The organism is Sphingomonas sanguinis (genome assembly GCF_019297835.1).
In the GTDB taxonomy this organism is placed as follows: Bacteria; Pseudomonadota; Alphaproteobacteria; order Sphingomonadales; family Sphingomonadaceae; genus Sphingomonas; species Sphingomonas sanguinis_D.
The window spans coordinates 4,175,060-4,197,504 of record NZ_CP079203.1; the positions used below are offsets into that span (position 1 = coordinate 4,175,060).

Genomic DNA, 22,445 nt, shown 5'->3' on the forward strand with positions numbered 1-22,445 from the left:
GGCCCGCTGGACGTCACGCGGGTCATGGCGGCGATCCCGCATCGTTACCCGATGCTGCTGGTCGATCGTGTCGAGGAACTGGTCCTCGACACGTCGATCCGGGCGGTAAAGGCGGTGACGATGAACGAGGCCTTTTTCCAGGGCCATTATCCCGGCCGTCCGATCATGCCCGGCGTGTTGATCGTTGAGGCGCTGGCGCAGGCCGCCGGTGTCTTGGGGGTGGAGAGCCTGGGCCTCGCCAATTCGGGCAAGCTGGTCTATTTCATGTCGATCGACGGCGTGAAGTTCCGCAAGCCGGTCGAACCGGGCGTCCTCCTGCATCTGGAGGTCGAGTTCGTGTCGAAGCGCACCCGCGTCTGCAAGTTCGCCGGTGTCGCCAAGATCGACGGCGTTGCCGTGGCCGAGGCCAATTTCACCGCGATGATCGCCGATCCGCCCGCCGAAGCGTAAGCTGGGGCACAAGCGACCGTCACGGGCTTTTGACTAACGGGGCGCGGTCCGCTATGGGCCGCGCCTTGAGCTTTAAGGCTGGTCGGAACCAGCCATTTTCCGGAGCAATATCATGAAGACCGATACGCATCCCGACTATCACATGATCAAGGTGCAGATGACCGACGGCACCGTGTTCGAAACCCGCTCCACCTGGGGCAAGGAAGGCGACACGATGCAGCTGGACATCGATCCGCTGGCGCACCCCGCCTGGACCGGCGGTCGCGGCACCATGCTGGACACCGGCGGTCAGGTCGCGCGCTTCAACAAGCGTTTTGGCGGCGGTCTCACGCTCCGCAAGTAATCGCCTCCGGCCTCATCGCCGGACGATCGAAGGACCCGGTGCTTCCCACGAAGTGCCGGGTTTTTTGCGTCCGGAGGTGGGGGCTAAGGCAGGAATGGGTTTGCAGTCTGTTAACCAGCGGTGTTTAGGGTGAACACATGTTCGCCGCTGAATTCCAACCTGTCGAAGGCAGCAATCGACGCCGCTCCCCGCGCGCGGCGGTGACGCTGGAGACCGATCTGGGGCGTGGCGGACTGGACCGGGCGCTTTGCCGGGTGACTGATATCTCCATCCACGGCGCGCGGCTTCAGACCTATACCGAATTGCGGCGCGGCACGAAGATCTGGCTGCGTCTGCCCCATGTCGGCGAGATCGAGGCCAAGATCGTCTGGGCGACCGACTTCGCGGCGGGCTGCCATTTCCAGAATCCGCTGACGCGCGAGGCGTTCGACATATTGGCGCCGATGACCTCCTGACTCGTTCCGATCGGCTTTCCAGCGTGAGGCGACTGCGCTAGACGAGTCAAAAGCCGTAACAATTGGAACGATCTTGACGCTCTCCGCCATTCCCGTGGGTACGCCGCGCAGCGAGGACAGTATCGCCGCGGTCAGCGTGACCGAGCTGTTCACGATCGGCATCGGTCCCTCCAGCTCGCACACGGTCGGTCCGATGCGCGCGGCCAAGGCCTTCGCGGTCGAGATGCTCGACACCGGCCTGATCCCCGACCGCGTGCAGGCCGAGCTGTTCGGATCGCTCTCGCTGACTGGGCGCGGCCACCATAGCGACCGGGCGGTGCTGCTGGGCCTGGCGGGCGAGACGCCCGAGCGGGTCGATCCCGATGTGATCGAAGGGCTGCTGGCGGCCATCGCCGAGACGCGGCGGTTGATGCTTGATGGGCGTCATTCGCTACCCTTCGATCCTGAGCACGATCTGCTGTTCAGACCCGGCTTCTTGCCCGCGCATCCCAACGGCATGGTCTTCACCGCCTTCCTGCCCGATGGCAGCTCAGTCGTCCGCCGCTTCTATTCGATCGGCGGCGGCGCGATCCGCATGGAGGGGGCCGAGCCGATGCGGACCAACCGGCGGCTGGCACATCCCTTCGCCTCGGGCGCCGAATTACTCGAGCGTACCGACGAAACCGGCCTGTCCATCGCGCAGATCGTCCGCGCGAACGAAGCGGCATGGCGCGAGGATGGCGAGACCGACGCGTTCCTTGACCGGGTGCGCGATGCGATGTGTGCCTCGATCGAGCGGGGCTGTGCAGCGTCGGGCATCCTGCCGGGCGGGTTGAAGGTTCAGCGGCGCGCACAGGCGATCAAGCAGAAGCTGCTCGACCGGGCGCCACGCAGCGACCCCAGCCTGGTGTTCGAATGGGTCAGCCTCTGGGCGCTGGCGGTCAATGAAGAGAATGCGGCGGGCGGCCGGGTCGTCACCGCGCCGACCAATGGCGCGGCGGGCGTCATTCCGGCGGTGCTGCGTTATTACGAGACCTTCGTCCATGGCGCGACGCGCGACGGGGTGCGCACGTTGTTGCTGACGGCGGCGGCGGTGGGGATGCTCTACAAGAAGCGGGCGTCTATCTCAGCGGCCGAGATGGGATGCCAGGGCGAGGTCGGCGTCGCCTGTTCGATGGCGGCGGCGGGGCTGGCGGCGGCGCTGGGCGGCTCACCCGCGCAGGTCGAGAATGCCGCCGAGATCGGCATGGAGCATAATCTGGGCCTGACCTGCGATCCGATCGGCGGCCTGGTCCAGATTCCGTGCATCGAGCGTAACACCATGGGTGCGATCAAGGCGATCAACGCCGCCTATCTGGCGCTGCACGGCGACGGCAAGCACATCGTCAGCCTGGATCAGGTGATCGAGACGATGCGCCAGACGGGCGAGGACATGAAGTCGCAATATAAGGAAACCAGTCTCGGCGGCCTCGCGGTCAACGTCGTGGAATGCTGATTACTGCGCTGCCGCCCAGCGTATCGCGTTGGTCAGGATGCGGCGGTAATCGGGATCGTCGTACAGCTGCGGCTCATGCCCCAGCGCGGAGTAGAAGACGCGGCCTTTGGTGCGCGGATTGACCCACATCACGGGATGCGCCGCCCCCATGCGCAGCGTCTCGCCGGGGCGGTAGCTCGCCTCGTCCACCTGCGCCAGGATCGTCATGCCGCGCGTCGCGGGGTTGCCGTCGAAGCTGTACCATTCGTCGCGGGGCGTCCACGGCGTCCGCACACCCGCCATGATCGGGTGCCGGGGCTGCACGATCTCGATGCGCGCGGGCTGGATATGGTCGGCACCGTTCGGATGGCCGGTAAAGGTCGTGCCGATGATCGTATCGACATACCAAGGGGCCTTGTGGCTGTTGTCGCCCGCCGCATGGAGCGCCACCACGCCCCCGCCGCGCGCGACGAAGCGGGCGAAAGCGGCCTGCTGCTCGGACGTCAGGAAGTCGCCGCTGGCGCTGTTCAGGACCACCACCGAGAAACGGGATAGCTGGTCGTCGTTGAAGACGGCGGCATTTTCGGTGGTGAAGCTGGGGCGGTGTAGGCCCTTGGCGATGTCGGCCAAGACGGCATTGGAATGCGGGATATGCTCGAAATGCCGCCAGCCATTGGTCTTGGAGACGATCAGCACGCCGCGCTTCAACCCGGCGGGCAGGGTGGGGGCGACGCTGTCGACCACCTTGGGCGGCAGATGCGGATCGGAGGGCGCCTGCGCCACCGCGACCAGCACCATCATCACCAGCGTTTTCAGCATCATCCGTCTCCCTTTTTGGGGAGCGTAGCAAATCCTCCCCGGCACGGGGAGGGGGACCAGCGAAGCTGGTGGAGGGGGATCGCCGCGAAGGTCGTCCCTTGAGGAAGCCCCCCTCCGTCAGGCCTGACGGCCTGCCACCTCCCCGGACCGGGGAGGATCGTTATCAATCCGCCGCGATCGGGCCGTCATGCGGCTTGGGTCGCCGGGTGAACCAGGTCAGCCCCGCCAGCACGATGCACAGCCATGCCGACACGTAAAAGATGTCGGTCGACGCGAGCAGATAGGCCTGCCCCACCATCTGCCGGGTGACGGCGGCGGCGGCCTGTACGTCGGTCAGGCCCAGATGGCCCAGGCCGTTCTTCGCCATCTGCCACACCGGGCCTTGCCCGATCGCCTCGGACAGATGCGCTTGGTGCATCGCCTCGCGCCGGTCCCACATGGTCGTGGTCAGCGAGGCGGCGAAGCTGCCCGCCGTGATGCGCGCGAAGTTCGAGATGCCGGTCGCCGAGGGGATGCGCGCCTGCGGCACGCCGTCCAGCGCGATGGTCAGCATGGCGAGGAAGAAGGTGCTCATCGCAATGCCCTGAACCATCAGCGGTAGCACGAAATCGCTGAAACTCGCCGAGGTGTTGAGACCGGAGCGCATCCAATAGGATACCCCGAACGCCGCAAAGGCAATGGTCGCCATCACCCGCGCATCGACCTTGCCCGACAGGCGCGCGACGATGGGGGTCAGAACCACCGCCACCGCCCCGCTGGGCGCGGCGACGAGGCCCGCCCAGGTCGCGGTATAGCCCAGCTGCGTCTGAAGCCAGAGCGGGAGCAGCAGCGTGTTGGCGAAGAACACCGCATAACCGAGGCAAAAGGCGAGCGTCCCGATGTTGAAATTGCGGCCCTTGAACAGCGACAGGTCGACCGCCGGATTGGCGTCGGTCAACTCCCAGATCAGCCAGGCGATGAAGCCGACAATGGCGATCACCGTCATCACGACGATCCGGGTCGAGTGGAACCAGTCGTCATTCTTGCCCAGGTCCAGCATCATCTGAAGTGCACCGACCCAGACGACCAGCATGATCAGCCCGACCTTGTCGATCGGCAGGTTGCGGGTCGGGGTCTCTCGGGCGGACAGCCCGCGCCAGCACACGCCCGCACAGAACAGGCCGACCGGCACGTTGATCAGGAAGATCCAGCTCCAGTGATAATTGTCGGAGATGTACCCGCCCAGGATCGGCCCCATGATCGGCGCGACGAGCGTCGTCATCGACCAGATGCCCAGCGCGGTGGACCGCTTCTGCGGCGGGAAGATCGAGATCAGCAGCGCCTGACTGCCCGGGATCATCGGCCCCGACACCGCGCCCTGAAGGATGCGGAAGCCGATCAGTGAGGACAGGTTCCACGCGATCCCGCACAGGAAGGAGGCGATGGTGAACAGGAACACCGAGACGCAGAAGGTCCGCACCACGCCGAACTTGCCCATCAGCCAGCCGGTCAGCGGCACCGCCACGCCGTTCGCGACGGCGAAAGCGGTGACGACCCAGGTCGAGTTGTCCGAACTGACGCCCAGATTGCCCGCAATGGTGGGCAGCGAGACGTTGGCGATGGTCGAGTCGAGCACCTGCATGAAGGTGCCCAGCGCCAGCGCAAAGGCGACGAGCGCCAGCGCCGGGCCTTTCAGCGGCGCCGGGGATGCCCCCGCGCCACCTTGAGCGGAGGCCCCGGCCATCAGCGATTGGCCGCGATGATCTGAGCGATGCGGGCCTCGATCGCCGGGTCCTTGCCATCGGTGCCGCTGGTGCTGTCGACCTGGGTCGCGGCCGAACCGATGCGGGGCCCGCGCTGATCGGCGGTATCGACCGTGACGGTTGCCGACAGGCCGACCCGCAAGGGGTTCTGGCGCAACTCATTGGCGTCCAGCCCGATGCGTACCGGTACGCGCTGGACGATCTTGATCCAGTTGCCGCTGGCGTTCTGCGGGGGCAGCAGCGCGAAGGCGTTGCCGCTGCCCGCGCCCAGGCCGATGACCTTGCCGTGATAGACGGTCTTGCCGCCATAGATGTCGGCGGTGATCGTCGCGGGCTGGCCGATGCGCAGGTCCTTGAGCTGGGTCTCGCGGAAATTGGCGTCGACCCACAGCCGGTCGAGCGGCACCACGGCCATCAGCGGCGTGCCTGCCGCGACCTGCTGCCCCACCTGCACGGTGCGCTGGGCGACGACGCCGCTGATCGGCGCGATGACGTGCATATGGCCGCGCATGATGGCGGCGCGGCGATAGGCGGCGATGGCGGCCATCACGGCGGGGTTGGTGTCGACATCGGTGCCCTGAACGGCGGTCCGCGTCTGCGCCGCCTGGGCACGGGCGAGCGCGAGGTTCGCGGTGGCGACCTTCACCGCGTCGGCGGCGTGGGACAGTTCCTCGCCCGACACCGCACCCTCGGCGGCGGCGCCCTGGCGACGGGCATAGTCGGCGCGGGTGCGGGCCAGTTCGGCCTGGGCCTGGACGATGGCGGCGCCGCTCTGGTTCACCTTGGTGAAGTCGGCACGGGTCGCACGGACCGCGCGCGCCAGTTCGGCGGCGGCGGAGGCGAGGCCGACATCGGCGGTCGCCGGATCGAGGTCGATCAACGGCTGGCCCGCCTTCACCGTCTGGGTGTTGTCGGCATGGATCGCGAGCACCTGCCCCGGATCACGCGCGGTGATCGCCACCACGTCACCTGCGACATAGGCGTCGTCGGTCTCTTCCTCGGGCTTGGCGAGCAGGAAGTGGAACACGGCCCAGACGATCGCGGCGATCACCACGACGATGGCCAGGATGGTCAGGCCCAGGCGGCGCGCCTTGGGCTTGCCGCCGGTCGGCGCTTGGGTCGTCGGAGCAGCGGAGGAGGGGGTGGCGGCTTCGGTGTCGCTCATTGCGTGATACCCTGCGAAGAAGAGGAGAAACCGCCGCCCAGCGCGACGGCCAGCGCGATGCGCGCCTGGACCGCGTCGGCGGCGAGATTGGCGTCGGCCTGATCCGACTCCAGTTGGCGGATGTCGGGATCGATCAGGCCGAGTTGCGATTGCAGCCCGCTCGACACGCGGATCGCGTTCAGGCGGCGGGTTTCGGAGAGGCCACGCGTGACCTCGGCCTGGCGTGCGCGCTCGGTGGCGATGGTGCGGCTGCGCGTGACCGCATCCGCTGCCTCGCGCACCGCGCCGACGACGCGGTTGTTATAGTCGGCGGTCGCCAGATCGAGCGCGGCGGTGGCGCCCACCAGCCCGGCGCGTAGCCGTCCGCTGTCGAAGATCGGCAGATGGATCGCCGGACCCGCCGCTGCCGCCCCCGCATCGGCGGTGAACAGATTGCCGAGGCCGACCGCCTGGAAACCGGCCAGCGCGGTCAGGTTGATATTGGGCAGGAACGCCTTGCGCGCGACCTCCTGCCCCTTGCTCGCGGCATCGATCCGGGCCAGCGCGGCGGCGATGTCGGGCCGCCGGGACAGCAGGTCGGCGGGCACGGTGGCGGGGATGGGCAGCGCCGCGTCGAAGGCCAGCTTCGTCGGCGCGATCGTCGCGGGATAGTCCAGACCCCGACCGGCCAGCGCCGCCAATGCGTTGCGCGACAGCGCTGCCTGCGTTTCGGCACGGGCCAGTGCGACCCGCGCCTGGGCGAGCAGCGTCTGCGCGCCGGTCGCGTCGATCTGGCTGGCGAGCTGATGCCGGATGCGCGCCTGGACCAGCCCCAACGAGCGGGTGCGGGTGGCGATCGTCTGGCGTGCGATCGCCGCCTGCCGCTCGGCACGGGCGAGCTCGACATAGGTCTGCGCGACCGACCCGGCCAATGCCAGCCGCGCCGCCGTCACGTCCAGCGCCGCCGCGCGGGTCGAGGCGCGGGCGGCCTCGATCGCGGCCGCCTGTCGCCCGAACAGGTCGATCGTCCAGTTCAGATTGGCCTGCGCCTGACCCAGCCACTGGGTCGTGCCCGCATAGGGCGGCGGGATGATATAGCGGCCCGACAGCCGGTTATATTGTTCCTGCGCATCGAGCGTCACCGAAGGGCCGTCATCGGCGCGACGGGTGGCGAGCACCGACTCCGCCTGCCGCAACCGGGCCAGCGCGATGTCGAGCGACGGATTGCCCGCCAGCGCGTCGCCGATGATCCGGTCGAGCTGCGGATCGCCCAGCCCGCGCCACCAGTCGGCGGTAACCAGCGGCGCCTGCGCCGTCCCGAGTCCCAGCGTCTCGGGGGCGGTCGGGGCGATGGCGGGATGCGCCTGCGGCACCGAACAGCCCGCGAGCAGCAGCCCGGTCAAAGTCGCAAACCGCTTCATGCCACCGTCTCCAGCTTGTTGCGCAGCCGCGCCAGATCATCGACGAGGCGCTCGATCTCCTCCGGCGCCCAGTCGGCCAGCCACGCATTCCACTGCGCCACAACCTTCGCCTTGCAGCGCGTCGTGACGGTACGTCCCGCCTCGGTCAGCGAAAGGCGGACCACGCGGCGATCCTCGGTGCAGCGGCAGCGTTCGATCAGGCCGCGCTCTTCCAGCGTGTCGACGATCCGGGTCGTAGCCCCGGTGTCATGGCACAGATGACGCGCCAGTTCGGCGGCGGTGCCACCGACGCCATATTGCAGCGCCATCAGCGCGCTCCACTGGACATGGGTCACTTCCTCATCGGCAAAGACCGGCTCCAGGCCGATGCGGGCGAGCTGGAACACGCGTTTGGTCAGATATCCGACCGAGCGCTCGGGATCGAAGGGGTCTGGGTCGTTCGATGTCATATCGCTGCCATGGCAATGATTGCCTAGGCAGTCAATTCTCGTTGCGAAGATGGCATGAATTTCATGAAGGGCGGGGCGGGCCGATCGACCGCGCCCCGCCGCCGGTCAGCGGCTTTCCTTCGTCGCCTCGATCGCGGCATTGGCGGCCAAGATATAGGCCGATGTCGTCGCGACCGTATATTCGTTCTCGAACCACAGGAACGGCCACTCGGTCTTCAGCTCGGGGAAGTCGGGCTTCACAATCAGCACGCCCGGCACCAGCCCGCCGGGGATGAAGCCGTAATCGGCACGATTATGGCCATAGCCGATCAGCTTGGATGCCGTCCCCACGGTCGAGACCAGCGACAGATTGTTCGCCGGATGCCGTCCCAGCACATAGTCGATCGCGTTCAGCGTATACTCGGTGCCGATGATCTCCGGGAACGCCTTGTGCATCAGGAAGGCGGTCGAGCCGAACTCGACGACCTGATGCGATCCGGCCCAGCTGCCCTCGGCGATCGGCACGCCAAAGGGATTGTTGGCGGCCTCCGCATCCATCTTGACCTTGGCCTCGCGAACCAGCGGGACGAGGGCGGCGCGGTATCTGGCATCCATGAACGGGATGGCGCGCACCGCCGGGGCGCGGACCCAGGCGAAGTTCTTCGCGATGACGGGCATCAGCTTGCGCAGACGATCGGCATAGACGCGATCGCCCTTGCTGGTGATGAGCATCTCGACGGTCGCCCCGACATTGGCGCCATCCGCCGACCAGGGCGTGCCGGAATCGTCGCGCCCGTCGCCCGACTTGATCGGTCCCTTCTGGAACCTGCCCCACAGGACCTTGGCCGCATCCCAGGCTTCGGCCGCCATCGTCGGATCGCTGTCCGCCAGCGCGCGCGACGCCGCCGCCAGCGCTCCGGCGACCGCCAGATTGTTGGCGGGCAGATCGGTGGTGAAGGCCCAGCGATCGTCCTGCGCGCCCGAGGACCCGCCCTTTCGCTCGCTGACCCCGAGCGAGGCATCATAGGTCAGATTGTCGGTCTGCGATCCCGCGTCGCCCAGATGGGCATACTGGCGCTGCACCGGATCGATAATGCCGACGATCGCATGGCCAAACACCTTGTATTGGGCGAGCAGTTGCAGGACGCCGTGGCGGATCTGCTGCACCGCATCCTGCTTGCCGTCGGGCTTGCGGATTTCGACCGCGCGGGCGGCCTCGTCCACGCTCGTCTCGTCCCAGTCGAGGCCGTAAAGCTCGCGACCCCAGGCAAGGTCGCGGACCACCTGCGCATTCTGGGGCGTCTGGATGTCGTAATCGCCCGCATCCTGGAATCCGCCGACATTCAGGCCGGGGATATGCTCGCCGGGCTTGAACGGCGAGTCGAGGTTCGGCCCCATTCTATAGCCGTCGAAATGGACATGGTTGGGGGGCGCCTGACGCGCGTCGTCGAGGTGGCTGGGCGCGGACCAGACGCGGTACTGCTCACGGATGCCGACATGGTCCATCTGCTCGGCGATGAAGGTGTCGAGCGAGGTCTGCCAGATGCGGTCATAGGCATCGGCGGCGATACGGAACGGGTTCGTCACCTGCCCGCCATAGGCGATCGCGTAGATGCCCGGTTCGCGGACCTGCGTGAAGTCGAAGGCGGCATAGTTATACCGCATCCAGCGTCCGCGCGGGGTGACGGCCGCGCGCAAGACCGACTGCCGCGTACCATCGGCGGCCAGCCGCACCAGCTCCGCCTCGCCCGGCGCTTGCCCATGCGGATCGGTCTCGATCAGCGCCACCTTGGCGCGGCCCGGCGTATAGCCCGCTTGGTTGAACGAGACGACGGGCGGGCGCACCCAGTCCTTCACGACATTGGGGCGGACATGCCAGACGACGGCATTCTCCTTCGCTCCCGCCGCTATCAGCGAGCGCACGACGAACCAGCCATTCTGCGCCCGGTTGCGTGCGTCGTACAGCGCCAGCCCGCCTGCATCCGAGGTGATGGTCACACGGGTCAGCGGGTCCTCGGGCGACAGGGTGATCGACTTGCCGCCCGAGGCTAAGGGCGTCGGATCGCCCGACCCGTCCTTCGCCATCGGACCCGTCGCATGGCGCGGAAACAGTCCCGGCGCATTGTCCATCAGATAGGTCTTGCCGAAATAGCTGGTCGGTAGGAAATCGAGGTTGAACCCCGCCTTGCCCGCAAGGGCGGCTGGCAGGGGCTGGTCGAGATCGACCGCGATGCGAAAGCCGTCGCCCTCCGCCGTCACCTTTACCCGATAGGCGAGATCCTGATCCTTATAGGCGGAGCGGACGACGATCTGATTGGGTTCGGACCCACGCGTGCGGCTGACAAAGGCGGGGACGGGGTCCCATTGCTCGGGGGTGGGGTTGAGACGGACGGCGCCGTCGGTCGCGATCCGCTCGCCATGCAGGACGATCTGGATACCGGCATTCTTCTCGTCGAAGAAGATCGGGCTGAACTGGTTCTGGTCGACCATCACGGTCAGGCCCTGCCGTTCCAGCGTTTCGGCCGGGGTGACGGTCAAGGCGGGCGCGCCGCCCTGTGCGACCGTTTGAGCCTGTGACTGGGCATGGGCGGCGCAGGCCGCCATGATGCTTGCCGATGCCAACAAGATGACACCCATCCGTTTCAGCATAACCCCTCTCCATATAGATAGCGCTATCATTTCTGGCGACGGGCAGGGCGGTGTTTCCAATCGGATTGCCGCCATGCCCGGTACGCAGGGCGACGCGGTTTCCGCGCTCGCCTTGGGCGCAATCTGTGCCAGCTTTTCCGATTAAACAACGATAAAATCGTCGTTTGTTCTGAATCAAGATTTGATCGACGGTAGAGCGAGGGCGTTTCGGAGAGGGCTGTTGCCCGTCACCAGAGGCTCACTGTTTAACGCTCACATGAAAGGCCAGCGACGGACACGAAAACGGCGCGGACCGCTTTCGCCGTCCGCGCCGTCGTCACGTTTCCGAGAGGAAGCGTTATTTCTGCGACTGGTAGCGCGGCTGGACGCGGCCCGCTTCGTCAGCCGCCTGCTTGATCAGCTGGATGTTGCGCTTGATCGAGGCCGCCAGCGCCGAGCGGATCGACTCGTCGGCGTCCGAACCGGCGGGCACTTCGCGCAGCAGCTGGATCCACTCGCCGATGGCCTCGTCATGCTTGCCCTTCAGGTCCTTCTCCATCGCGAAATAGAAACGTGCGCGGGCATCGCGCGGATCGATGGCAATGGCTTTGCGGAAGGCGTCGGCGGCGGCCGGGGGCAGGTCGACGCCCGTCACCTTGGTCGTCTGCATCACCGTTTCGCCCAGCGCCGACCATGCATTCGCCTGGTTGGGATCGATCGCCAACGATGCGCGATAGGCGGTAGCGGCCTCGTCGAAACGGCGCTTGGCGAGCAGGGCGTCGCCCAGTTCCTTCTGCGCGGCGGCGTCACCCGGTGCCTTGCTGGCGGCGGCCTGCGCCTTGGCGGGGTCCGGCGCGGGCGTCGGACGCTCGACGAAGACCGGAGGCGGCGTGGGTTTGTCGGCCGGACGCCGCATCAGCGCGCTGGCGATGAAAGCCAGGATGACCAGGACGAGCACGATGCCCGCGATGACGAGGAGCTTGCGGCGTTTCACGATTCATCCCTGTTGATTGCGTTGGCCGGAACCTATCGTCCGCAGCGCTTTGACATAGCGCAAACCGCGGGCAAGCCGAAAATAACCTGTCTTATCCTGAAACAGAATCGGTCAAGTATCTGAGCTATAAAGGGAATATGGGAAACTTTACCGGCTGCGATAATCGCGGCGAACCGGATATACCTTCAGGGCAGGGCAAAATGATTCGCCCAATTCTAACGGTTAAAGATCACCCGAAAGTTAATGCGGCTCAGGTCGCGTCAAAGATCGGGGCGGTCAGTTCGGGAATACCCGTTCCGATATGATCCGTATCGGGGTGGTCGAAGGATGATCGGGCGACGGCTTGGGCGCCATGGCTTGATCGTCGCGCAATCCGGATCGGTTTCTGGTGTCGAACAGGGAGATTGATAATGGCGGGTATGATCAAGATGATGGCGATGGCGGGCGTGATGGCCGGTGCGCTGGTCGCCAGCGCGGCGGGCGCCACGGGTACGTCGACCTCGGTCACGAACCTGAAGGCGGGGACCGGCATCTCCGTCGACGGCAACCAGGTTCCGAGCAATCCGTCGATCCTGATCGACTTCAACGGCGCCAGCACCAACTATGGTCAGGGCTTTTCGCTCTCGGGCGGTGCGCTGACCACCGGTTCGGCCAATGGTTATAGCCAGCCCACCGGCGACTTCACCCAGTATCTGATGGTCAATGCCCAGCAGACGGCCAACCTCACCACCAAGGATAACACCTATAGCGGCTTCGGCCTCTATTGGGGTTCGATCGACTCGTTCAACAAGCTGGAAGTGCTCAACGCTGCCGGCAACGTGATCGAGACGATCCTCGGCTCGAACGTCGTGAATCCGGGCGCGGACGCAGCCGGCAGCAATTACAACGACTTCAAGTATAACCGCTACGTGACCTACACGCTCGACCAGCTGTCGGGCGAGCGGATCAGCGGCCTGCGCTTCTTCTCGGACAAGACCGCGTTCGAGCTGGACAACGTCTCGTTCTTCGGTGGCAAGCCGACCTCGGTTCCCGAGCCTGCCACGCTGACCCTGTTCGGTGCGGGCATCGCCGGTATGGTCGCCGCATCGCGTCGCCGTCGCAAGAAGACCGCCTGATCCCAGGCTTTCGACGGTCGGTCCGACAGGATCGACCGAAGATACGAAAAGGGCGGCTCTCGGGCCGCCCTTTTTTGTGTCCATCGTGGTTGGGCCGTCCGGCCGATGCCGGACGGTCCGGCGCGGGATCAGACCGCCGCGCCGTTCAGCGTTTCCATCTCGCCTAGCACCCGTGCCTTGCGGCCATAGACATATTCGAACAGCGGGCTGGCCATCATCGTGGTCACGATCGCCATCAGCACCAGCATCGAGAAGAGGGTGGGGCCGATAATGCCCTTCTGCAGACCGATATTGATGATGATGAGCTCCATCAGCCCGCGCGAGTTCATCAGCGCGCCGATCCCCATCGCGGTCCGGTTGTCCTCGCCACAGGCGCGCGCCGCCAGATAGCAGGCGCCGAACTTGGCAGCGATCGACGCGGCCAGGATGCCCAGCGCGATCAGCAGCAACGGCAGCGAGTTGACCATGTCCATCCGCGTGTTCAGCCCCGAATAGGTGAAGAACATCGGCAGCAGCAGGACGACGGCCAGCGGCTCGACCTTCTTCTTCAACTCGGTGACGAACAGGCCGCGCGGCATGAAGACGCCCAGGATGAAGCCGCCGAAAATGCCGTGCACGCCGATCGCGTCCATGATGAAGGCGGACAGGCAGAAGGCCATCAGCGTGATCGCCAATATCGTCGTGCTCATCTCGCCCCGCACCTCTACCGCCCGGCCCAGCGGTGCGAGCAGACGGCGGCCGAACAGGATCAGGAAGCCGACATAGAGGAACGCCCCGCCGATCGCGAGGATCGCCACGCCGCTGCCCCCGCCGAAGGTCGCCAGCACGATGGCCAGCACGCACCAGGACGCGGCATCGTCGAACGCTCCGGCCGCCAGCGACAAGGTGCCGAGCGGGCTGTCCGCCAGCCCCCGCTCGTTGATGATCCGTGCCAGCATCGGAAAGGCGGTCAGGGCGATGCAAGCCCCCATGAACAAAGTCGCATTGGCCTGGCTGATGCCTGCGGTGAACAGGCCGGGCACCTTCAGCAGCAGCGGAGTGATCGCCACCGCGATCAGGAAGGGGGCGATCACGCCCGAGGCGGACACCGCGATCGCACTGCGCGCTTTGGACTGGAAATGATCGAGCCGAAGCGTCAAGCCGACCAGGAACATGTACAGCGCCACGCCCAGCTGCGCCCCGGCATAGAGGACGTTGCGGGTTTCCTTGGGAAAGATCGCAGCCTGTAGATCGGGGAAGACTAGGCCGAGCAGCGAAGGGCCGAGCACGACGCCGGCGATCATCTCACCCACCACCGGCGGCTGGCCCAGGAAACGCTGCCCCGCCCAGCTGACGATGCGGCAGGCGAACAGGATCACCGCCAATTGCAGGAAGAAATGGATGCTATAGTCGCCCGGCGCATAGCTGGCTGAGCCGCCCATGATCGCGGGACCATGCGGGGACAGCACATTGCGCAAGGTCGTCCAGAAGCTGTCCGCCATGTCGTTCATTATAAAGCGTTCCTGTTTTCTGAACGGGAGTTGCCGATAAAGCCCTTGATTCAGCGCTTTATGCCATAATTTTCAAAGGTTTTGACGATATTCGGATCAAGTTCGACCGCCTTGGCGGCGTCGGCATCCGATTTCGTCTTGTCGCCCTTGCGCGACCAGACGACGGCCCGACCGAACAGCGACGCGGCCATCTTCACGTTCCCGGCCAGTGCGCGATCATAGTCCGCCATCGCCTCGTCCAGCCGGTCGAGCCGGAGATAGACGAAGCCCCGGCTGTCCAGTGCCGCGAGCGAACCGGGCTGTTTGGCGAGTGAGGCGTTGCAGTCCGCCAGCGCCGAATCCAGTGCGACGCCAGCGGTCGCCTTGTTCCAGCAGATATTGTTGAGCCAGCCCGCATCGGTCGCTAGCTCTCGTGCCCGGCGGAAGTCGGCCTCCGCCCGTGCGCTGTCGCCCTGTCGGCTATAGGCTTTGCCGCGACCAACCAGAGCGTTCACCTCGTCGGGCTTCTTGCCGAGCAGCGCCGAATAGGTCTTGATCGCGCCCGGCAGATCGCCCGTCTCGGCCAGCAGATCGGCCTTGGCGGCGATCGCCTCTTCATCATTGGGGTCCAGGCGAAGCGCGTTGTCGAGATCGGCGCGCTTGCCCGCCACATCGTTCTTGGTACGACGCAACGCGCGATTGAGGTAGATGAACGGCTCGGCCCCCACCGCGATGGCGCGGTCATAGGCTTTCATGGCGTCGGCCCGCTTGTCGATCGCGATATAGATATTGGCGGCGGCGACCTGGGCATAGGCGTCACCCGGATTGGCGGCGCTCAGCGCTTCGGCCTCGGCCACGACTTCACCCGTCTTGCCCTGTCGGCGCAGGATATTGGCGCGCAGCACATAGGGATCGACCCAGCGCGGTTGAGCGGCCGTGACCGCCCGCGCGTCGGCCAGCGCGGCGGCGTCCTCGTTCATGGCATAATAGGCCTGCGCCCGCCGGTTGACCGAGAACATGTCGCCCGGCTCGGTCTCCAGCGCCTTGCTATAGGCGGCCACGGCGTCCGCAGGTGCATCCTTTTGTTGCGCCAGCAGCCCGCGCGCGCGGAAGACGACGGCATTGCGCGGGTCGATGGCCTGTGCAGCGTCCAGATCCTTGGCCGCCGCATCCTCCTGACGCAGCCAGACATGGGTCAGCCCGCGATTGGCCAGCGCCCAGACATTCTTGGGATCGAGCGAAAGCGCCTGATCGAACGCCTTCAGTGCATCGGGGAAACGTTGCTGGTCGAGCAGCACATTGCCCCGCTCGACATAGGAGAGAGCGGAGTCGGGGGCCTGCTTGATCGCCACATCGGCCGCGGTCGTCCGGTCGGCCATCGCGTGGGCGCCGTCGCCAATCGCCAGATAGGCCAGCGCCCGCTGGCCCAGTGCGAAGCGATTGTCGGCCTCGTGCTGCAACGCCTTGGTATAGAGCGCGATCGCGTCGCGCGGCCGCTTCTCGCGGTCGGCAATCATCGCGCGCGCGATAATGGTCTGGATATAGTCGGGATCGATCTTTTCGGCCTGGTCCAGATCGGTCTTGGCCTGGGCGATCTCCCCCATCTGGATGCGGGTGAGAGCGCGGTTCGACATGGCCCAGACATTGTTCGGGTTCAGCTCGATCGCCTTGGTATAATCGGCGATCGCTTCCTCGCGCATACCCCGGTCGGCATAAAGGGCGGCGCGCTGGCCATATTCATAGGCGGTGGTGGGCGTGTTCGCGCCGACCGCCGCCATCTCCTTGTCGCTGGCGACATAGCCGACCGGCTTGCGCAACTTGGCAGGCGTATCGGCCAAGGTGCGCAGCGCGGCCTGGGCGGCGGGGGCATCGGCGGCGGGAAACTCTGGCACCATGCTCCGTTCGGTCCGCTCGATGGTGAAGACACCGTCGGTCAGTGTAGCATGACGGCGATAGGCGATGCCGCCGACCGTCTTGTCCACCTCGATCCCCGGACTGGGGCGGAACGTGCCGTTGTTCTTGGGCAGCACGATGGTTTCGCGCGTGCGGACGAAATAGGGATAGGGAACGGCATAGGGCGCGGTCTTGTCCTGCGTCCCCTCCCGCGCAAAATCGGCGCGATAGCCGACCGCGGTTCCGTCCGTGTCATAGCTGTCGCCGCCCCAGTCCATCCGGGCCAGCCCCTCCATCACCAGCCGCTCCTCGCCCGTCTTGGGATCGAAGCTGGCGGTGGCGGACTTCACCTCGATGAAGTCGTATTCGCCCTTCCAATATTCCCGCAGCGCCCGGTCGCGCGCATCGCCGGTCAGATTGGCCATGGCCGCGTTGGTGGAGATCGCTTCGTCACCGCGAAGGATGGTTTCGATCCGGGTAGGGGCGGGCGCGGCGATACCGGCGCTGGCATCCATGCGGATGGTTACGTCGTTGGTCGGCTGCTCCAGCGGCGGCGGCACCATGCGGACGAGCGCGGCGCCTTGTGCGACCAGCGGCAGACCCCAGCCGAAATTGGGTACGCGCAGCCGGTCGAGCGCGGTGTCCCCGGTCCGCGTGCCGTCTAGCCAATAGTCACGCCCGCCGATCCGGGCGCGGACCAGCACATGGTTGAACAGCCCCGCCATCGGCAGGCGCTGGTCCATGCCGTCGCCCGCGATGGTATTGACCGCGACCGGATCGGCGGCGATGTCGAGCGCGTGGAGCAGGGCGAGCAACAGCGCCGTCTTGCCCTTGCAGTCGCCATAGCGGCGCGCCCAGGTCTCCGCTGCATCGGCTGGAACATAGCCGCCCGTACCCATGGCAAGTGCGACATAGCGGACCCGGTCCTGCACCAGGGCCAGCGCGGCCTGCGCCTGAACTTTGGGATCGGGGGACAGCGCCTTGATCCGGTCGAGTTCGACCCGCAGCGGCCCGTCCGTCGGGATCGCCGCCGCCTTGTCGTAGAGCGGGGCCATCAGCGCGCCAAGATCGCTCCAGGCGGCATAGTCGGTCATCTCGATCAGCCGACCCAGCGCGTAACGCGGCGGCGCCCCCTTGGTGGCGGCTTCGGGTTCGACGCCGTCCATGGTGATCTCCACCGTCGACTGGTCGCCCTTGCGCACCGGCTTGAGCGGCGGCAGGCTGCCGACCGACCGCAGGCGCAGCGGCAAGGCGCCTGGCCATTGCACGCGAAGATGGGCGCGGCCGACGGGGAAGCCGTTCCACGCCGCCGCCAGTTGCTCGACATGGCCCTTCAGCACCGGATCGCGCGAAGTGATCGAAATGGCGAACTCCAGCGTATCGCCGACCTGCAGGCCTTCGGGCTGGATATTGGCGGTCAGCACGCCGTCCAGCATCGCGCTTTCCAGATTCTGTTCGCGGCGAACGACGGTGAAGGTCTGACCGGAGGCGAGCACGTCGATGACCTTGTCGCCGCGCCGGATCAGCAGCTTGTGTACGGTCAACGTATCGGTTTCGGGCCGCCAGGGGATCGAGATGTTTCCGGCAGCCAGCCCCTGCGGCGTCCGAATGCGCAGGGCCGTTTCGCCGTAGACCGTCTCCACGCCCTTATCCAGGGCGATCTGCTGGTCGGACAGGAGGACACGGATCGGCGCGTCGTCGGGCTTGGCGGAGGGAGTGGCGGGGGTGACGGGCTTCACCCAGGCCGGTGCGGGCGCGATGACCGGCTTGTCCGACGCATAGGCCGGTTGCGTCAGCGCACTCGTCCCCACGAGCGCCGCCAGAAATAGCTTCATAGTCCTCCCCCCAAGAGAGGGCGACTATAGCGTCGGTTCGGGGCATTTCCATATGGAGCGGGGCACGGAAATCACCGCGCCCCGCACCGACGCATCAGGCGATGGCAGGCAACCGGTCGAGATGCTTTTCCAGCGTCAGCGGATAGTCGCGGATGCGCACGCCCGTCGCGTTGTAGACCGCATTCGCCACCGCCGCGCCGACGCCGCATAGGCCGAGTTCGCCGACGCCCTTGGCCTTCATCGGATTGGCCTTGTCGTCGGCTTCCTCCAGGAAGATCACCTCCTGATGCGGGATGTCGGCATGGACCGGCACTTCATAGCCTGCCAGATCGTGGTTGACGAAAAAGCCGAAGCGCTTGTCGACCGCCAGTTCCTCCATCAGCGCCGATCCGACGCCCATGGTCATCGCGCCGATCATCTGGCTGCGCGCGGCCTTCGGGTTCAGGATGCGCCCCGCCGCGCAGACCGCGAGCATCCGACGAAGCCGCGTTACGCCGGTATAGGCATCGACCCCGACCTCGACGAAATGCGCGCCGAAGGTCGACAGCTGCCAGGTCTTGTCCAGGTCGCCGAACTCGATCCGATCCTCGGCGGTCAGCGGGCCGGAGGCGACGGCGTCGCGCAACGCGACCGATCGATTGCCGCCCGTCACCTGACCATCGGCGAAGTTCAGATCGGCCGAGTTGAACCCCAGCCGCTGGGCCACCGCCTCGCGCAGCTTGACGCAGGCGGCATAGACGCCCGCCGTGGCATTGGCCGCGCCGAACTGGCCACCCGACCCGGCCGACACCGGGTAGTCGCTATCGCCCAGCCGGACATCGACCGCGTCCATCGGCACGCCCATCATCTCGGCGGCGGTCTGGGCGATGATCGTATAGCTGCCGGTGCCGATATCGGTCATGTCGGTCTCGACGACGATCCGGCCGTCCTTGTTCAGCGTGACCCGTGCGCCCGACTTCATGTTCATGTGATTGCGGAAGGCGGCGGCGACGCCCATCCCGACCAGCCAGCGTCCGTCGCGGACTTGGGCAGGCTTGGCGTTGCGCTGCGACCAGCCGAAGCGCTGTGCGCCCTCCTCCAGGCAGCGGACGAGCTGGCGCTGCGAAAAGCGACGATCGGGCTTTTCGGGATCGACCTGGGTGTCGTTCTTCACGCGGAAGGCGACCGGGTCCATGCCCAGCTTCTCGGCCATCTCGTCCATCGCGATTTCCAGCGCCATCATGCCGGGCGCTTCGCCCGGTGCGCGCATCGCATTGCCCTCGGGCAGATTCAGCACGGCCAGACGCATCGCGGTCAGGCGGTTGGGCCCGGCATAGAGCAGCTTGGTCTGGTTGACCGCCGTCTCGGGGCCGCCGCCGGGCTGGTCGCCCGATCCGCTTTCATGCGCGATCGCCTGGATCGCGCCGTCCTTGGTCGCGCCGATGCGGATGCGCTGCGTCGTGGCGGGCCGATGGGTGGCGTTGTTGGCCATCAGCGGCCGCTGCATCGCCACCTTGACCGGCCGCCCGACCGCCTTCGCGCCCAGCGCCGCCATGACGGCATCGGCGCGCAGGAACAGCTTTCCGCCGAAACCGCCGCCGACATAAGGCGAGATCAGTCGTACCTTTTCCTTGGGCATGCCCAACGTCTTGGCGAGGTCGCCGCGACCCCAGGCGATCATCTGGTTCGACGTCCAGACCGTGAGCTGGTCCCCCTCCCAGATCGCCAGCGAGGCGAACGGCTCCATCATCGCATGGCTGTGGTCGGGGGTGGTGTATTCGGCATCGAGCTTCACCGGTGCGGCACCAAAGGCGCTTTCGAACGATCCGGTCCGATCTTCCTTGCCGGTTTTGCCCTCTTCGCCGCCGGTCAGCGGCGCAGTCTTCAGCGCTTCGTCCAGGTCATACTGGCCCTTGGCGCGATCATAGTCGATCCGCACCAGCCCGGCGGCGGCGCGCGCCTGTTCGAAGCTCTCGGCGACGACGATGGCGACGGCCTGGTGATAATGGTCGATCTCCGGCCCGCCGAGCAACTTGGCCGTGTTGAAATTGCCCTTGTTCAGCTTTCCCGCCTCGGCGGCGGTGACGATGCCCAGCACGCCCGGCGCGCCGCGTGCATCGTCGAGGTTCATCGATCGGATGCGCCCCTTGGCGATGGCGGCGCCGATGATCCAGCCATAGGCGGCGTTGGGCGCCTCGGCATGGCGTTCATAGGCATAGGGCGCGGTGCCGGTGGTCTTGCGCGGGCCGTCGATCCGGTCGTGCGGGCGACCGACCACGGTCATGCGGTCGATGGGATTGGCGCTGGCTGGCTCGGTGAATTTCATGCGGTCCTCGCCTGGCTGATGGCGGCCGCCAGCGTCCGTTCGACGAGCGGCACCTTATATTCGTTATCCTTGGTCGGGCGGGCATCGGCGAGCAGGCTTGCCGTCACCGCCTTGGCCCCCTGCGGCATCGCGGCGTCCGCCGCTTCGACCCGCCAGGGCTTGTGCGCGACGCCGCCGACCGCGACCCGGCCCGAGCCGTCCTTCTGGACGATCGCCGCGACCGATACGAGCGCGAAGGCATAGGAGGCGCGATCGCGCACCTTCTCGTAGATATGGGTGCCGCCGACCGGGCGGGGCAGGGTGACGGCGGTGATCAGTTCGCCGGGCTGGAGCGCGGTTTCGATATGCGGCGTATTGCCTGGCAGGCGGTGGAAATCGGCCATGGGGATCGCACGTGTCCGGCCCTCCGAATTCACCGTCTCGACCACCGCGTCCAGCACCCGCATCGCGACGTTCATATCGCTGGGGTTGGTGGCGATGCAATGGTCGCTCGATCCCACCACCGCCAGCTGGCGTGAATAGCCGCCAATGGCGCTGCACCCGCTGCCCGGCCTGCGCTTGTTGCAAGCCATGTTGGTGTCGTAGAAATAGGGGCAGCGCGTCCGCTGGAGCAGATTGCCCGCCGTCGTCGCCTTGTTGCGCAACTGGCCACTGGCCCCCGCGACGATCGCGCGCGACAGGACGCCATAATCGCGCCGGATGCGCTCGTCGGCGGCGAGCGCGGTGTTGGTAACGAACGCGCCGATGCGCAGGCCGCCGTCCTTCGTTTTCTCGATCCGGTCGAGCTTCAAATCCTGCACGTCGATCAGATGGGTCGGCGTCTCGACCTCGATCTTCATCAGGTCAAGCAGGTTGGTGCCGCCCGCGAGGAACTTGGCGCCCGGCCTGGTCGCCGCGCGTGCTGCCGCAACGGCGTCTTTTGCACGTTCGTAGGTGAAGGGCTTCATGCCTTGGCTCCCGCGACGTCGGCCATCGCGTCGGCGATGTTGGAATAGGCGCCGCAGCGACAGATATTGCCGCTCATCCGCTCGCGCATTTCCATGCCCGAGGCCTGCGGCCTGGCGGTCAGGTCGGCTTGGACATGGCTGGGTACGCCGCGCTTGATCTCGTCGAGCACCGCCACCGCCGAGCAGATCTGGCCCGGCGTGCAGTATCCGCACTGGTATCCGTCATGACGGACGAAGGCGGCCTGCATCGGGTGCAGCTTCTCGGGCGTGCCAAGCCCCTCGATCGTCGTGATGCTGTCGCCCTCATGCTGGAGCGCAAGCGAGAGGCAGCTGTTGATCCGCTCTCCGTTGACCAGCACGGTGCACGCGCCGCACTGGCCGTGGTCGCAGCCCTTCTTGGTGCCGGTCAGGTGGAGATGCTCGCGAAGCGTGTCGAGCAATGTCGTGCGCGGGTCGAGCGACAGGGTTTGCGCCTTGCCGTTGACCTTCAGCATGACGGGCATGGCGGGGGGATCGGCGGGCATGGTGCTCCTCTTGGTCTGCGCCTCGGCCGGGGCGGACGCCGCCATCGCGGAGGCCGCGCCCCCGACGATCACGCCGCGTCGCGACACGGTAAATTCACTGCTTTCCGCCAATGTCCCGGCTCCCTTGCACCCTGTTCAGACCCCTGTTCGGCCGCCGGATGCTATCCCGGTCGCGGATGGTCGTGCCCGACACCGCTGGCTGATCGTCATGAGGTAACGCACGTAGGCCGATTTGGTCGCCTGCAAAAATATCCTGGATCAAGTGTCGGCTTCGCCCCCGGCAAAGCAGCTCGATCCAGATCAGCAGCGGGAACCCGGCCGTCCATTCTCTCATATATTCCAGCGATAAAAATGCAGTAGGACCAATATGTTGAATGTGAATCACGATCGGGAGGCCGCGTTGCGGCGACGTTCGGAGTCTTGGTATGATCCGGCCCGGCGCCCGGCCTTGCTCGCCTTGCTCCAGCTATTGCAGAGGCG

At 66.3% G+C, this 22,445-nt stretch carries 18 protein-coding genes; 6 read left to right on the forward strand and 12 right to left on the reverse strand.

The genetic code is table 11. The annotated features are described in order from the left end of the window. Positions 1–24: 24 nt before the first annotated feature. The 4 genes from fabZ to KV697_RS19220 all read left to right on the forward strand — a co-directional run bounded on the left by fabZ (position 25) and on the right by KV697_RS19220 (position 2,722). Positions 25–450, forward strand: a complete 426-nt coding sequence (fabZ, locus tag KV697_RS19205) for a 3-hydroxyacyl-ACP dehydratase FabZ (RefSeq protein WP_257575898.1) — start codon at positions 25–27, stop codon at positions 448–450. Between the two features lie 112 nt (positions 451–562). Next, complete coding sequence (gene rpmE / locus KV697_RS19210; RefSeq protein ID WP_042487709.1) at positions 563–793, forward strand: 50S ribosomal protein L31; 231 nt, start codon at positions 563–565, stop codon at positions 791–793. A 137-nt stretch (positions 794–930) separates the two neighbouring features. Continuing rightward, entirely contained in the window at positions 931–1,248 is a 318-nt protein-coding gene (locus tag KV697_RS19215) for a PilZ domain-containing protein (RefSeq protein ID WP_219019535.1), read from the forward strand. A 73-nt stretch (positions 1,249–1,321) separates the two neighbouring features. Next, a complete protein-coding gene (locus KV697_RS19220) occupies positions 1,322–2,722 on the forward strand; it encodes an L-serine ammonia-lyase (protein WP_257575451.1) in 1,401 nt (466 codons plus the stop codon). Here the strand turns inward: KV697_RS19220 and KV697_RS19225 are convergent, their stop codons facing one another. The 6 genes from KV697_RS19225 to KV697_RS19250 form a co-directional block, all read right to left on the reverse strand. Then, positions 2,723–3,520: a ThuA domain-containing protein gene (locus tag KV697_RS19225; protein WP_257575452.1), complete on the reverse strand. Its 798-nt coding sequence runs from the start codon at positions 3,518–3,520 to the stop codon at positions 2,723–2,725. It abuts the gene before it with no gap. Positions 3,521–3,683: 163 nt separating this feature from the next. Then, on the reverse strand, positions 3,684–5,243 hold the full coding sequence (locus KV697_RS19230) for a DHA2 family efflux MFS transporter permease subunit (protein ID WP_219019537.1): 1,560 nt from the start codon (positions 5,241–5,243) through the stop codon (positions 3,684–3,686). Further along, positions 5,243–6,427 carry an efflux RND transporter periplasmic adaptor subunit gene (locus KV697_RS19235; protein WP_219019538.1) on the reverse strand — a complete coding sequence of 395 codons (1,185 nt, stop codon included), beginning with the start codon at positions 6,425–6,427 and terminating at the stop codon, positions 5,243–5,245. The genes KV697_RS19230 and KV697_RS19235 overlap by 1 nt, the downstream gene beginning before the upstream one ends. After that, complete coding sequence (locus KV697_RS19240) at positions 6,424–7,827, reverse strand: efflux transporter outer membrane subunit (protein WP_219019539.1); 1,404 nt, start codon at positions 7,825–7,827, stop codon at positions 6,424–6,426. Before KV697_RS19240 ends, KV697_RS19235 begins: the two co-directional genes overlap by 4 nt. Beyond that, a complete protein-coding gene (locus KV697_RS19245) occupies positions 7,824–8,276 on the reverse strand; it encodes a MarR family winged helix-turn-helix transcriptional regulator (protein WP_219019540.1) in 453 nt (150 codons plus the stop codon). Before KV697_RS19245 ends, KV697_RS19240 begins: the two co-directional genes overlap by 4 nt. Before the next feature lie 105 nt (positions 8,277–8,381). Continuing rightward, a complete protein-coding gene (locus KV697_RS19250; RefSeq protein WP_257575453.1) occupies positions 8,382–10,859 on the reverse strand; it encodes a glycoside hydrolase family 9 protein in 2,478 nt (825 codons plus the stop codon). Between KV697_RS19250 and KV697_RS19255 the strand changes: the two genes are divergently transcribed. Continuing rightward, positions 10,858–11,049, forward strand: a complete 192-nt coding sequence (locus KV697_RS19255) for a hypothetical protein (RefSeq protein WP_219021532.1) — start codon at positions 10,858–10,860, stop codon at positions 11,047–11,049. The genes KV697_RS19250 and KV697_RS19255 overlap by 2 nt on opposite strands. Positions 11,050–11,241: 192 nt before the next feature. On the opposite strand, the gene KV697_RS19260 is transcribed toward KV697_RS19255, so the two are convergent. Beyond that, positions 11,242–11,877 carry a tetratricopeptide repeat protein gene (locus KV697_RS19260; RefSeq protein WP_219019542.1) on the reverse strand — a complete coding sequence of 212 codons (636 nt, stop codon included), beginning with the start codon at positions 11,875–11,877 and terminating at the stop codon, positions 11,242–11,244. A gap of 410 nt (positions 11,878–12,287) precedes the next feature. On the opposite strand from KV697_RS19260, the gene KV697_RS19265 reads away from it, so the two are divergent. Further along, a complete protein-coding gene (locus KV697_RS19265) occupies positions 12,288–12,992 on the forward strand; it encodes an Npun_F0296 family exosortase-dependent surface protein (protein ID WP_219019543.1) in 705 nt (234 codons plus the stop codon). A 128-nt stretch (positions 12,993–13,120) separates the two neighbouring features. Here the strand turns inward: KV697_RS19265 and KV697_RS19270 are convergent, their stop codons facing one another. The 5 genes from KV697_RS19270 to paoA all read right to left on the reverse strand — a co-directional run bounded on the left by KV697_RS19270 (position 13,121) and on the right by paoA (position 22,010). Next, the gene (locus KV697_RS19270) at positions 13,121–14,482 is read right to left on the reverse strand and encodes a cation:proton antiporter (protein ID WP_219019544.1); all 1,362 of its coding nucleotides are present in this window, start codon (positions 14,480–14,482) and stop codon (positions 13,121–13,123) included. A 50-nt stretch (positions 14,483–14,532) separates the two neighbouring features. After that, the gene (locus tag KV697_RS19275; RefSeq protein WP_219019545.1) at positions 14,533–18,189 is read right to left on the reverse strand and encodes a tetratricopeptide repeat protein; all 3,657 of its coding nucleotides are present in this window, start codon (positions 18,187–18,189) and stop codon (positions 14,533–14,535) included. 94 nt (positions 18,190–18,283) lie between these two features. After that, positions 18,284–20,494 (reverse strand): aldehyde oxidoreductase molybdenum-binding subunit PaoC, encoded by a 2,211-nt coding sequence (gene paoC, locus KV697_RS19280; protein ID WP_219019546.1) that lies wholly within the window; start codon positions 20,492–20,494, stop codon positions 18,284–18,286. Further along, the gene (locus tag KV697_RS19285; protein ID WP_219019547.1) at positions 20,491–21,441 is read right to left on the reverse strand and encodes an FAD binding domain-containing protein; all 951 of its coding nucleotides are present in this window, start codon (positions 21,439–21,441) and stop codon (positions 20,491–20,493) included. The genes paoC and KV697_RS19285 overlap by 4 nt, the downstream gene beginning before the upstream one ends. Next, on the reverse strand, positions 21,438–22,010 hold the full coding sequence (gene paoA / locus KV697_RS19290) for an aldehyde dehydrogenase iron-sulfur subunit PaoA (RefSeq protein WP_374011417.1): 573 nt from the start codon (positions 22,008–22,010) through the stop codon (positions 21,438–21,440). The genes KV697_RS19285 and paoA overlap by 4 nt, the downstream gene beginning before the upstream one ends. Positions 22,011–22,445: the final 435 nt, after the last annotated feature.

Bases quoted from the DNA above. Each gene is read 5' to 3' on its own strand.
- fabZ (WP_257575898.1), top strand. From the start codon at position 25: ATGGCGGCGATCCCGCATCGTTACCCGATGCTGCTGGTCGATCGTGTC.
- rpmE (WP_042487709.1), top strand. From the start codon at position 563: ATGAAGACCGATACGCATCCCGACTATCACATGATCAAGGTGCAGATG.
- KV697_RS19215 (WP_219019535.1), top strand. From the start codon at position 931: ATGTTCGCCGCTGAATTCCAACCTGTCGAAGGCAGCAATCGACGCCGC.
- KV697_RS19225 (WP_257575452.1), bottom strand. From the start codon at position 3,520: ATGCTGAAAACGCTGGTGATGATGGTGCTGGTCGCGGTGGCGCAGGCG.
- KV697_RS19230 (WP_219019537.1), bottom strand. From the start codon at position 5,243: ATGGCCGGGGCCTCCGCTCAAGGTGGCGCGGGGGCATCCCCGGCGCCG.
- KV697_RS19235 (WP_219019538.1), bottom strand. From the start codon at position 6,427: ATGAGCGACACCGAAGCCGCCACCCCCTCCTCCGCTGCTCCGACGACC.
- KV697_RS19240 (WP_219019539.1), bottom strand. From the start codon at position 7,827: ATGAAGCGGTTTGCGACTTTGACCGGGCTGCTGCTCGCGGGCTGTTCG.
- KV697_RS19245 (WP_219019540.1), bottom strand. From the start codon at position 8,276: ATGACATCGAACGACCCAGACCCCTTCGATCCCGAGCGCTCGGTCGGA.
- KV697_RS19255 (WP_219021532.1), top strand. From the start codon at position 10,858: ATGATGCTTGCCGATGCCAACAAGATGACACCCATCCGTTTCAGCATA.
- KV697_RS19250 (WP_257575453.1), bottom strand. From the start codon at position 10,859: ATGGCGGCCTGCGCCGCCCATGCCCAGTCACAGGCTCAAACGGTCGCA.
- KV697_RS19265 (WP_219019543.1), top strand. From the start codon at position 12,288: ATGGCGGGTATGATCAAGATGATGGCGATGGCGGGCGTGATGGCCGGT.
- KV697_RS19270 (WP_219019544.1), bottom strand. From the start codon at position 14,482: ATGAACGACATGGCGGACAGCTTCTGGACGACCTTGCGCAATGTGCTG.
- KV697_RS19275 (WP_219019545.1), bottom strand. From the start codon at position 18,189: ATGAAGCTATTTCTGGCGGCGCTCGTGGGGACGAGTGCGCTGACGCAA.
- paoC (WP_219019546.1), bottom strand. From the start codon at position 20,494: ATGAAATTCACCGAGCCAGCCAGCGCCAATCCCATCGACCGCATGACC.
- KV697_RS19285 (WP_219019547.1), bottom strand. From the start codon at position 21,441: ATGAAGCCCTTCACCTACGAACGTGCAAAAGACGCCGTTGCGGCAGCA.
- paoA (WP_374011417.1), bottom strand. From the start codon at position 22,010: ATGGCGGCGTCCGCCCCGGCCGAGGCGCAGACCAAGAGGAGCACCATG.